The organism is Actinoplanes palleronii (assembly GCF_016862315.1).
Taxonomy (GTDB): Bacteria; Actinomycetota; Actinomycetes; order Mycobacteriales; family Micromonosporaceae; genus Actinoplanes; species Actinoplanes palleronii.
The window spans coordinates 1-10,255 of sequence record NZ_BOMS01000108.1; the positions used below are offsets into that span (position 1 = coordinate 1).

Consider the following 10,255-nt stretch of genomic DNA (forward strand, 5'->3'; position numbering starts at 1 on the left):
ACCGGTACTGGGAACTGACCCGGATCGCCTACCAACGCGTCAAGGCCCGCTGCCCGCAGCGCACCGTTCTCGCCGGCTTGTGCTGTACCGCGACGAGGATGCCAAGGTGATCTGGGCATCCGGAACTCGCTGACGATCGTCGACCGCCAGCGAGCCCGGACATGCCGAGGGGTGATGGCCGCGCAGGACGCGGGGCCGAGCTCGGGATCTCAGCTCGACCGCTCGGCCATCAGCCGCTGGCGGCCGTCGTTGCCACGGTCGAGGAGGGACGCCAGAGCCGGGGCCGGGCTGGCGTTGCTGTCCGCGATGGCCGCACGGGAGCGGAGTTCGGCGGCGACGTGGCGGAGATCCTCGATAAGGTCGTCAACGGTGTCCGCGACCGGGTCGGCGTTCTGGGAGAGGATGTCCAGCCACAGCGGAACATTGCCACCCGCGATGCGGGTGACGTCCCGGAGACCGGCTCCGGCCAGTCGCAGGGCAGTGGAGTCGGCCGTCCTCAGCTGGGCGGCGAGCGCGCTGGAGACCAGATGCGGCAGGTGAGAGATGATCGCGGCGGCCCGGTCGTGCGCCTCGGCACTGAGCTCCGTCGGCGCCGCTCCGGTCAGCTCGGCCAGGGCTCGTGCCGTCGCCACGGCCTCGGGACGCACCGCGGCGGTCGGGCACAGCGCCCACGTTCGTCCGACGAATAGATCGGCGCGTGCCGCACCGGGCCCGGATTGCTCACTACCGGCCATAGGATGGCCAGGGACGAAGGATCTCATGTCGCACCCGTGGCCGGCCGCCGCCACGATGATCGGGGCCTTGACGCTGGCAACGTCGGTGTAGTGCTTCGCCAGGCCTTCACGCTGCGCGTCTCGGAGAACCTCACCCACAGCCGCCGGTGGCACGGCGAGCACCGCGAGGTCGACCGAAGGGCGCGCAGTGGCCGGCAACGGGTGACCGGCGCCGAGCCGTACGGCCTCGGCCACCGCCCGGCTGTCCCGGTCACGCAACCACACCCGTACGCCGGCCCGCCGCAGCGCCAGGCCTACCGAGGTGCCGACCAGCCCGGTACCGATGATGACGGCCTGTTCGACGGTGTTCATCGGGCTTCCTTCCGCAGCACGCCAGTGCGTGGTCAGAGGGGGTTGACGGTGTACAGGGGAAAGTACGAGCCGATCCGGCCGTGGGCGTAGTCGTCGGCGAGCTGCGGTACCCGGTCGAAGTCGTAGATCGTCTCCGACCCCTTCGGGGCGATCCACCCCTCGCTCTCCTGGAAGTCGCGGATGGCCAGGGAGTCCTGGAGGCGCCACACGTGCGTGTTCACGGACAGGTGGCGGCTGATGCATTCGGCCCCGCGCAGGTGCGACAGGCGCATCCCGGCCTTCCATCCGCAGGTGGTGACGGCGCCTTCGCGGGCCAGGGCCGCGAGGGTGACGTCGTGCAAGGGCTCGCCGATGTTGTCCACGAAGATCGCAGCCCCGTGGCCGTCGCTGAGTTTCCTGACGACGTCCAGGAAGTTTTCGACCGAGGCGCGGCGACGCTGGTGGCGGTCCCGGTCGGACCGTTGCTCCCGGGTGGGAAGCGAAAGATCGGGAAACTGGCGGCGGTCCACCGCGGTGATGCCGTTCTCCCGCAGGAACGCGACCCGTTCGTCTGAGCCCGCCGTCATCGCCACCCGGAACCCGGCCCGCTTGGCCAAGAGCAGTTCAGCGAAGGCCACGCCGCCGCCCCACCCGAACACCAGATGGTTGGCCGGATCGTCGTCGACGACCTGGGTACGCCAACATCCGTAGGCCTTCTGCCAGTTGTCCCACGCGGTGAAGTACCGACCGTACGTCGCCCACTGCGGTAGCGAGTACGCCGTACCGTCCGGGATCGGCAACAGCAGCCGGGCGTCCATCTTCGACCGCTCGGTGAGCAGTCCGATGGTGCCTGGAGCGTCGTAGGCGTACGCGAGCTCGGCGTAGCCGAAGCGGTCCAGCTTGCCGAAGGGCAGGAGCAGGCACAGGTCTCCTTCGCGCACGGGGACGGGCCGGGGGCCGGGGCGTATCTGTAGCACTCGTACCACGCCCAGGTTGCCGAGGACCACCGCGTCCTCGCGCCGGCTGATGCACACGTCGATCGGTGATCGGGCCAGCGCATGGTCGACGTTGGCCTCCCATGACCCGAGGATCGGTTCCACCAGGGCCTCACCCTCCTCCAGCCGGCCGAAGGTGAAGGTTCCTCGTTGCAGTGTGCTGCCGGGGCCGCCGTTGAGCGGGCCGGAGACGGTACCCGAACGCAGGATCCAGGCTTCAGGGCGGTAGATGACAACCTCCGGTTGATCGAGTTCTGGTCCGAATGCCCGGGGCGGTGTCAGGGGGCGATGACGTCATCGGTGATCCGGTAGTCCACCGCGACGCCGCCCCACGCCTCACCGGCGCCGTAGGCGACCGCGCCGAGCCGCCCGGCGGTCGGCAGGGTCCCGCCCGCCAGCTCCTCAGCGAACGCCAGGGGGATCGAGGCGGACGACGTGTTCCCGGAGCGCTCGATCCGATTCACGAACGGCACCCCGAGATCAGCTGTGAAGGCGCGGACCTGTTCCAGGATGCGGCCGTTCGCCTGGTGCCCGACCACGACGGTGGGTGCGGGATCAGAGTCGAAGAGGTACCGAGCCGACTCCGACATCCGGCGCACGGCGCGGTCGAAGACCTGCATGCCGTCGAGCCGGATGCCGCCGGCCTCCTCCCGCATGAGCGCCTGCTGCGTCCCGTCGCAGCCGGCTGTGTGCCGGAAGGCCGAGAACTCCGGTCGGTTCTCCACCAGGACGGCCGCGGACCCGTCGGCGAAGATGCACGCCGTCTGCCGGTCGGCACGGTTCACCAACCGGGACATGGCCTCCACCGAGCACACCAGCACCGATCCGGCCCGCCCGGCGTCGCAGAGCGACAGAGCGGTGACGAGGCCGTACACGAAGCCGCAGCAGGCCGCGTTCAGGTCGAAGGCCAGCACGCCGGGCCCCAGGCAGGTGCGTTCGGCCACGTCCGGGGCGAGGCCCGGGACCCGCCGGTCGATCGAGGTGCTGATGACGATGAGGGCACCGATCGAGGACGGGTCCGGCATCCGGGTCACGATCGGCGCGCAGGCTTCCGCTGCCACCTCGGCCAGCGGCGTCTTGTCCGGAAGCCAGGACCGGGCAGCGATGCCGCTGCGGCGGCGGATCCATTCGTCGGTGAGACCTATCGACGTGAAGTGGTCGTTCTCGATGACCTCGCGCGGCTTCGCGACGGCGATGTCGGTGATGCCGGCGCTCACTCCCGGCTCGCCAGCTTCGTGAAGTAGGTGCTGAAGTCCTCGAGGAAGGCGAAGCCGGCGGTCTCCCTCAGGTCTCCTTTGACCTTCAGCTCGGTTTCCAGGCGCTGGTGCAGCTCGACCAGGTCGAGTGAGTCGAGGTCGAGATCGGCGACCGGCCGATCCAGGTCAGCGGGACCCAGCGACGGGTCCCGCCGGCGCAACTGGCTCAGCATGGCCTCGCGGACAAGGCTTTCGAAGCTGCTCATGTCTCTCTCCGTTCATCTGACACGAACCGTGGTTGCTCGGCTAGTCGGCCGCCAACTGGTACAACACGGCACCGGAACTCAGCACGGTGCCGGCCGTCGCGGCGTGAGCCGTGATCCGGCCGGTGTGCTCGGCCACGATCTCCGTAGTGGTCTTGTTGGTCTCGACGACCGCGACGACGTCCCCTCGCTCGACCCGGTTACCGACCGCGGCGACCCACTCGATCAGCAGCGCCTCGTCGAGACCGTGCCCGAAACTGGGAACCCGCACGTCCAGCGGCTCGCTCACTTCGTCATCCCCAGGATCTCGGCCGTGATCTGTTCCACGCCGATCAGGTAGTCCTTCTCGAAGTCGGCCGGCGGGTAGGGGCGGCGCTCGGGGGCCAGCCGGCGTACCGGGCCCCGCAGCAGGTCGAAGCCGCGTTCGGCCACCGACGCGGCGATCTCTGCGCCGATGCCGACGTCCCTCGACCCCTCGTGCACGATCAGCAACCGGCCGGTCCGGGCGACGGACTCCAGGATCGTCTCCAGGTCCAACGGTGCGACCCAGCGCAGGTCCACCACCTCGGCGTCCACCTCGGTGGCGAGTGCGCCCGCCGCCTCCAGCACCTCGTTGGTGACCGCCCCGTAGGTGACGATCGTCAGGTCGGCACCGCGCCGCACGATTCGGGCGGCCGTGGCGGACCTCGCGGGCTGAGGGTCCCGGGCCGGCGTGTTGCGCCGCCAGTACAGGCGAATCGGCTCGTACACGACGACCGGCGAGCCGATCGTCACCGCGTACCGCAGGATCTGGTCGGCGTCCTCGCCGGTGGACGGACACGCCACCGAGATCCCCGGTACGCGGGCGAAGAGCGCCTCGTTGGATTCGCTGTGATGCTCGACGCCACGGATGCCGCCGCCGGTGGGGATCCGGACCACCAGGCTCGGGCGCACCTGCCCGTTCCATCGGTCGCCGATCCGGCTCGCCTGGGTCACCAACTGGTTCACCGCCGGATAGGTGAACCCGTCGAACTGGATCTCGCAGACCGGCACCAACCCGCTCATCGCCATCCCGACCGCCTGGCCGACGATGGTGGACTCGGCCAGCAGCGAGTCCCGCACCCGGTCGGCGCCGAAACGGTCACGCAGGCCCCGGGTCACCCGGAACACGCCCCCGAGGCGTCCGACGTCCTCACCGAGCAGCAGCATCTCCGGACGCTGTTCCATCAGATCGGCCAGGGTCGCGTTGATCGACACCGCCAGACTGGTGGACCGTGACGCGCTCATCCCGCGAACTCCTTGATCAGCCGTTCCCGCAGGTCCCGGATCTCCGCGCCGACCAGATGGAACCAATCGGCGTCCACCAGGCCCAGACCGCTCAACCGGGCCGCGTACGCGGTGACCGGGTCGGTGGCCCGGGCGCGCTCGATGTCGTCGGGGCTGCGATACAGCTCCTGGGCGTCCGAGGTCGAGTGCCCGTGGATGCGCTCCACCTGGATCTCGACGAGGAAGGGCGCTTGCCGCTCGCGGACATGGGCAGCGGCCCGCGCGCAGACCGCGAAAACGGCCTCCGGGTCCTGGCCGGTGATCCGGACGGACTCGATTCCGAAGCCCCGGGCCCGGTCGGCCACCGACGTATGCATCTGCTCCCCGGCCGGTTTCGAGATGGCCCACCCGTTGTTCTGGCAGATGAACAGCACCGATGCCGCCTCGACGGCGGCGAGGTTCATCGCCTCGGACATGTCACCCTCGCTGGTGGCGCCGTCACCGATGTAGACGACGACGAAGTCCTCCCGGCCCTGCAGGCGCTGCCCGATCGAGTAGCCGACGCCGTGCAGCGTCTGGGCGGCCAGGACCAGCGTGTAGGGGAAGAACCTGAGCCGGCGCGGGTCCCATCCGCAGAACGTGCGGCCCGCCCACTGGGCGACCAGCTCGTCCGGCGCCACGCCCCGCAGCAGGGCCACCGCGTGCTCGCGGTAGCTGGGGAACACCGTCGGTGCCGGGCCCACGGCGAGCGCGGAGCCCACCTGCGCCGCCTCGTGCCCCTGACAGGACAGCCACAGGTCGATCGCCCCCTGCTTCTGCAGTTGGCCGGCTTCCTCGTCGATGCCCCTCGCCACCAGCATGTGGCGCAACATCAGCCGTCGTGTGTCGTCGTCTGGATCGGCGACGTACCGCGATTGCGATTCAAACACCATTGGTCACCAGTCATTGGCTTGTCGATAGATTCGCTCGTCGTGCCGAATCGCCGGTCACGTGCGTTTGCTTTGCCGGCGGTGAAGTGGCGGGACGCGAATTCCAGTTGGCCGTCTCCGGTTATTGCTCCGCCATCCTGGCACAGCGCCGCCAATGGGTACAGGCTCGAGCGGACCGCCGGGACGAGCGCTTCCGCTGCCCTTGTGGTGCCCGTGATGGAGTCATACGGTGGCGTCGGCATTCCGGGACGGCCGCGGTCGCCGGGTGTCCTGTCGACAGGACAGGTGTCGATAGAGGGGGCCGTTCACGGTCTCGACTATTGCAATTCTGAGTCATCTCGCGATGCTTATCCGGGCGACTGGCAATGGTGATTCTCCATGCGGCGCCGGGCCGAATCCCCACTCGTATCACCTCAGGCAAGGACGGTGGTTATGAGCACGAACCCCTTCGACGACGAGGACGGCCGGTTCTTCGTGGTCGTCAACGATGAGGACCAGCATTCCCTATGGCCGGTCTTCGCCGAGGTGCCTACCGGCTGGCGGGTGGTGCATGGCGAAGCGAGCAGGTCCGACTGCCTCGAGTACGTCGAGCGCAACTGGACCGACATGCGCCCGAAGAGTCTGAGGCAGGCCATGGCGGCGCGCTGAGCACCGGCTGACAACCCGGGGAAAGTGGATCACGATGTTCGTACCGAAGATGTATCGGGAGCCCAGCGCCCAGTGGATCATCGAGCTGATCCGGAGCAATCCGTTGGCGCTGCTCATGACGAACGGCGAGGACTCCGAGGGTCCGTACGGCACGCACCTGCCGGCCATCCCGGATCCGCTGCGGCCCACCGAAGGGCTCACCGACCTCGCCGGCATGACCCTGCTGTGCCACATGAATCGGGCGAACCCCCAGTGGAAGACGCTGCGCCCGGCGATGCCCGCGGTCCTCAGCTTCACGGGCCCGCACGCCTACGTCTCGCCGACCCTCTACCCATTCTCCCCGGCCGCGCCCACCTGGAACTACACGGCCGCACAGGTGCGCGGGGTGATCGATGTGATCTCGGACGCTGAGCAGACGCTGGCGGTGGTACGTGCTACCGCACGCACCCTGGAGGCTGACTTCGGGGCCGGCTGGGACGAGTCTGGTTCGATCGACCACTTTCTCCGGATCCTGCCCGGCGTGGGCGCGTTCCGGTTCACCATCAGCCGGGCCGAGGCGACCTTCAAGCTCAGCCAGGAGCAGAGCGACACGACACGGGACGGGGTGTGCCGCCATTTCGCCCGGGGCGACTCCGGCCGGCAACGGGAGGTCGCCGAGTACATGAGCAGGCTGACCCGAGCGGAATGACGGCGGTCGCCTGCCCGGCACTGCGACGCGGCACGTGCCCGGGCGAACCCCTGTTTCCACAACGAGGTCCGGGCCGACTGCCCGGCCGTATCGGAGTGATCGATGATTCTGCAGGGAAAGCGCGTCGACCTGCCGGCGGCGCCCGTCGTTCACCGGCGGTTCGAGGCGCACGCGCAACGCTCCCCCCAGGCCGTGGCGGTCTGCTGCGCCGGCGAGCGGCTGACCTACGCGGAGCTGAACGCCAAGGCCAACCGCTTCGCGCACTTCCTCGTCGCCCGCGGACACGGCCGGGGATCGCGAGTCGGTGTCTGCCTCGACTACTCGATTGACATGCTCGTCGCCATCCTCGGCACGCTGAAGGCCGGGGCGGCATACGTGCCCCTCGACCCGTCCTATCCGGCGACCCGGCTCCAGTCGCTCTCGGCGCAGATTCCCGGTCTCGCCCTGGTCGTGGCATCCCCGGCGACCGTCGGCCTGCTCGCCCCGGCGGATGCCGACGTCGTCGACCTGGCGCAGCTGGCCGATCAGCTGGGGAGCCTGCCGCCCGGCGATCCCGACGTCGTGGTCACCGGGGCGGACGAGTGCTACGCGGTGTTCACCTCCGGGTCGACCGGTACGCCGAAGCTGGCGGCGGTGCGGCACGAGGGCTGGTACAACCTGCTCAACTGGCTGATGCTCGAGTACGGCCTGCACGCCGGGTCGGACAACCTGGTCGTCAGCGCGTTCGGCTTCGACCTCTCCCAGCGCAGCCTGATGATGCCGCTGTTCTGCGGCGCCACCCAGTACCTGATGGCGAGCCGGAACTTCGACGCCGCGATGGCCTACCGGATGCTCGGCGAGCATGACATTCGCGTGGTGCACTGCGCGTCGAGCACCCTGTACGTGCTGGTGGACTGGGAGACCGCGCGGGGCGGGGAGGTCCTGAGCCGGTTGGACTACCTGTTGTTCGGCGGGGAGCCGCTGCGGGTCGAACGGATCGCGGAGTGGGCCCGGCGTCCGGCGACCACGTGCACCCTGTTGCACCAGTACGGCGTCGCCGAGTGTACGGACGTGGCGTCGTCGTACCGCCTTGCCGACTACTGGCCGAGCGCACCGGGCAACGCCCCGGTGGGCCGGCCCGCCTACAACACCGACCTCCACCTGCTCGACGAGCAACTGCGCGGAGTTCCGGTGGGTGAGCACGGGGAGATCTGCATCGCCGGCGCCGGCGTCGGCGCCGGTTACCTGGGCGGCGTCGGCCCCGAGTGGCAGCGGTTCACCACGGTCGTCGTCGACGGCGTCCCACGCCGGCTGTATCGCACCGGTGATCGTGGCTACGTGACCCCGGACGGCGACCTCGTCGTGCTGGGCCGGCTGGACGCGCAGGTCAAGGTGCGCGGCATGCGCATCGACCCGACCGATGTGGAACGCGCGATCGGCAGGGTGGCCGGTGTCCGGGAGGCTGCCGTGGTGGTTCGGCACACCGACGCGGGAGAGGCCGAGCTGATCGCCTTCGTCGTTCCCTCGGGGAACAGGCTCGACGAGAACGACGTCCGTACCCAGCTGTTCGGGATGTTGCCGCGGAACATGGTTCCGGCCGGGTTCATCACCATCGGGCAGCTTCCGCTGAGCCCGCACGGGAAGGTCGACCGCGCGGAACTCACCGCGGCCTGCCAGAAACGGTACGCGGGCCACGGCGCACCGGCGTAGCCGACGAATCCGACGACCGACAGGACTGTGATGATTGCCGACAAGGTGCGGGCCATCTGGTGCCGTGAGCTGCAGCGCGACAACGTATCTGCCGACGACAACTTCTTTGCTCTCGGCGGCCAGTCGGTGATTCTGGCCAAGATCCAGGGCGCATTCATCGAGGAGTTGGGCGTCGAGGTCCCGGTGGACCAGATGCTTCTCAACCCGACGCCCGCGTCGATCTCGGCGTACATCGAGTCCCTCGGCGCGGTGAATCGGTAGATCCGGACGCGCCGGAGTCGTGGCCGGAATCCACAAATAATTCGTGAGAGAGGCGCCATGTACGACGTCATTGTCATCGGTGCCCGTTGTGCGGGTTCGCCGACGGCCATGTTGTTCGCCAAGCGAGGTTATCGGGTCCTGCTCCTGGAAAAGGTGCGGTTCCCGCAGGACACCTTGTCGTCCCATTACCTCCACCAGCCCGGAGTGGCGCTGCTCGCCCGCTGGGGGCTGCTCGACGATCTGCGCGCCCAAGGGTGCCGGCCGATCACCCACCAGAGCTACGAGGCGCCCGGCCTCCGACTGGAGGGCTTCTCCCTGCCTGTCGACGGCCACCGGACCACGTACGCGCCGAGGCGGTTCGTGCTCGACCCAGTCCTCGCGCGGGGCGCCGTCGCGGCCGGCGTGACGTTCCAGGAGTCCTGCGCGGTCACCGACCTGCTGTTCGAGGACGATCGGGTCGTGGGGGTGCGCTACACCACCCCGGCCGGCACCGAGACGACCGAACGAGCACGGCTGGTCGTCGGCGCGGACGGCATGCGCTCGCTGGTGGCCCGCAAGGTGGCCGCGCCGAAGGTGATCGAGCACCCGCGGATGACGTGCGTCTACTACAGCTACTGGGCCGACGTCCCAGCGCACTTCGAGCTCTATGAACGACCGGGACGGTGGATCGCCCTCGCGCCCACCAACGACGACCTCACGCTGATCATGACGTACTTCCCGCAGCGTCAGTACCCGGCAGTCCGGACCGATGCGGAGGCCGCATACCTCGAGGCTGTCCGTACCACCGCGCCGCAGCTGTACGACCGCATGTCGGCGGGCAAGCGGGTGGAGCAGATGTACGGCACCGGGCACCAGGAGAACTACTTCCGCAAGGCGAGCGGGCCGGGGTGGGTGCTGGTCGGCGACGCCGTGCACCACAAGGACTCCATCACCGCCCGCGGGATCACCGACGCCTTCATCCAGGCCCAGTCGCTCACCGGCCACGTCGGTGACGGGCTGCACGACGACATCGCACTCAGGACGGCGCTGCGGCGTTACGAGAACGATCTGACCGACGTCTTCCGCAATCTCTACCAGGGCGCTCTCAACGTGGCCGAGCTCAAGCCCGGGGATCACACCGCGATGCTGCAGAAACTGGTCGGTCACCAGGACCTGATCGACCGGTACTTCTCCACCGTGTCGGGCGCGTGCTCCTTCGACGACTTCTACAACAAAGAACTGCTGACAGTACTCGATCAAGTCTGAGTGGCGCGCGCGTCCGGTGGCTCTGCCGATTT

The 10,255-nt window shown here is 68.9% G+C and carries 12 protein-coding genes; 5 read left to right on the forward strand and 7 right to left on the reverse strand.

All coding sequences use genetic code 11. The annotated features are described in order from the left end of the window. Positions 1-209: 209 nt before the first annotated feature. From Apa02nite_RS33470 to Apa02nite_RS33500, 7 genes are all read right to left on the reverse strand, one after another. Entirely contained in the window at positions 210-1,085 is an 876-nt protein-coding gene (locus tag Apa02nite_RS33470; protein WP_203828616.1) for a prephenate dehydrogenase, read from the reverse strand. A gap of 32 nt (positions 1,086-1,117) precedes the next feature. Continuing rightward, on the reverse strand, positions 1,118-2,164 hold the full coding sequence (locus tag Apa02nite_RS33475) for a zinc-binding dehydrogenase (RefSeq protein WP_203828617.1): 1,047 nt from the start codon (positions 2,162-2,164) through the stop codon (positions 1,118-1,120). Positions 2,165-2,337: 173 nt separating this feature from the next. Continuing rightward, positions 2,338-3,276 (reverse strand): 3-oxoacyl-[acyl-carrier-protein] synthase III C-terminal domain-containing protein, encoded by a 939-nt coding sequence (locus Apa02nite_RS33480; RefSeq protein WP_203828618.1) that lies wholly within the window; start codon positions 3,274-3,276, stop codon positions 2,338-2,340. After that, positions 3,273-3,521, reverse strand: coding sequence for a phosphopantetheine-binding protein (locus Apa02nite_RS33485; protein ID WP_203828619.1), 249 nt, complete (start codon positions 3,519-3,521; stop codon positions 3,273-3,275). The genes Apa02nite_RS33480 and Apa02nite_RS33485 overlap by 4 nt, the downstream gene beginning before the upstream one ends. A 40-nt stretch (positions 3,522-3,561) precedes the next feature. After that, positions 3,562-3,807, reverse strand: coding sequence for a biotin/lipoyl-containing protein (locus tag Apa02nite_RS33490; protein ID WP_203828620.1), 246 nt, complete (start codon positions 3,805-3,807; stop codon positions 3,562-3,564). Continuing rightward, positions 3,804-4,784 (reverse strand): alpha-ketoacid dehydrogenase subunit beta, encoded by a 981-nt coding sequence (locus tag Apa02nite_RS33495; RefSeq protein WP_203828621.1) that lies wholly within the window; start codon positions 4,782-4,784, stop codon positions 3,804-3,806. Before Apa02nite_RS33495 ends, Apa02nite_RS33490 begins: the two co-directional genes overlap by 4 nt. Continuing rightward, on the reverse strand, positions 4,781-5,623 hold the full coding sequence (locus tag Apa02nite_RS33500; RefSeq protein WP_203828622.1) for a thiamine pyrophosphate-dependent dehydrogenase E1 component subunit alpha: 843 nt from the start codon (positions 5,621-5,623) through the stop codon (positions 4,781-4,783). Before Apa02nite_RS33500 ends, Apa02nite_RS33495 begins: the two co-directional genes overlap by 4 nt. Before the next feature lie 501 nt (positions 5,624-6,124). Between Apa02nite_RS33500 and Apa02nite_RS33505 the strand changes: the two genes are divergently transcribed. From Apa02nite_RS33505 to Apa02nite_RS33525, 5 genes are all read left to right on the forward strand, one after another. Then, positions 6,125-6,340, forward strand: a complete 216-nt coding sequence (locus tag Apa02nite_RS33505; protein WP_203828623.1) for an MbtH family protein — start codon at positions 6,125-6,127, stop codon at positions 6,338-6,340. Positions 6,341-6,374: 34 nt separating this feature from the next. Continuing rightward, a complete protein-coding gene (locus Apa02nite_RS33510) occupies positions 6,375-7,028 on the forward strand; it encodes an FMN-binding negative transcriptional regulator (RefSeq protein ID WP_239164739.1) in 654 nt (217 codons plus the stop codon). Between the two features lie 102 nt (positions 7,029-7,130). After that, positions 7,131-8,717: an amino acid adenylation domain-containing protein gene (locus Apa02nite_RS33515; RefSeq protein ID WP_203828624.1), complete on the forward strand. Its 1,587-nt coding sequence runs from the start codon at positions 7,131-7,133 to the stop codon at positions 8,715-8,717. A gap of 30 nt (positions 8,718-8,747) precedes the next feature. Further along, complete coding sequence (locus Apa02nite_RS33520) at positions 8,748-8,978, forward strand: phosphopantetheine-binding protein (RefSeq protein WP_203828625.1); 231 nt, start codon at positions 8,748-8,750, stop codon at positions 8,976-8,978. 57 nt (positions 8,979-9,035) lie between these two features. Then, a complete protein-coding gene (locus tag Apa02nite_RS33525; protein WP_203828626.1) occupies positions 9,036-10,223 on the forward strand; it encodes an NAD(P)/FAD-dependent oxidoreductase in 1,188 nt (395 codons plus the stop codon). Positions 10,224-10,255: the final 32 nt, after the last annotated feature.

Excerpts from the sequence above, each read along its gene's own strand:
- Apa02nite_RS33470 (WP_203828616.1), bottom strand. The coding sequence starts at position 1,085 with ATGAACACCGTCGAACAGGCCGTCATCATCGGTACCGGGCTGGTCGGC.
- Apa02nite_RS33485 (WP_203828619.1), bottom strand. The coding sequence starts at position 3,521 with ATGAGCAGCTTCGAAAGCCTTGTCCGCGAGGCCATGCTGAGCCAGTTG.
- Apa02nite_RS33495 (WP_203828621.1), bottom strand. The coding sequence starts at position 4,784 with ATGAGCGCGTCACGGTCCACCAGTCTGGCGGTGTCGATCAACGCGACC.
- Apa02nite_RS33500 (WP_203828622.1), bottom strand. The coding sequence starts at position 5,623 with ATGCTGGTGGCGAGGGGCATCGACGAGGAAGCCGGCCAACTGCAGAAG.
- Apa02nite_RS33505 (WP_203828623.1), top strand. The coding sequence starts at position 6,125 with ATGAGCACGAACCCCTTCGACGACGAGGACGGCCGGTTCTTCGTGGTC.
- Apa02nite_RS33510 (WP_239164739.1), top strand. The coding sequence starts at position 6,375 with ATGTTCGTACCGAAGATGTATCGGGAGCCCAGCGCCCAGTGGATCATC.
- Apa02nite_RS33515 (WP_203828624.1), top strand. The coding sequence starts at position 7,131 with ATGATTCTGCAGGGAAAGCGCGTCGACCTGCCGGCGGCGCCCGTCGTT.
- Apa02nite_RS33520 (WP_203828625.1), top strand. The coding sequence starts at position 8,748 with ATGATTGCCGACAAGGTGCGGGCCATCTGGTGCCGTGAGCTGCAGCGC.
- Apa02nite_RS33525 (WP_203828626.1), top strand. The coding sequence starts at position 9,036 with ATGTACGACGTCATTGTCATCGGTGCCCGTTGTGCGGGTTCGCCGACG.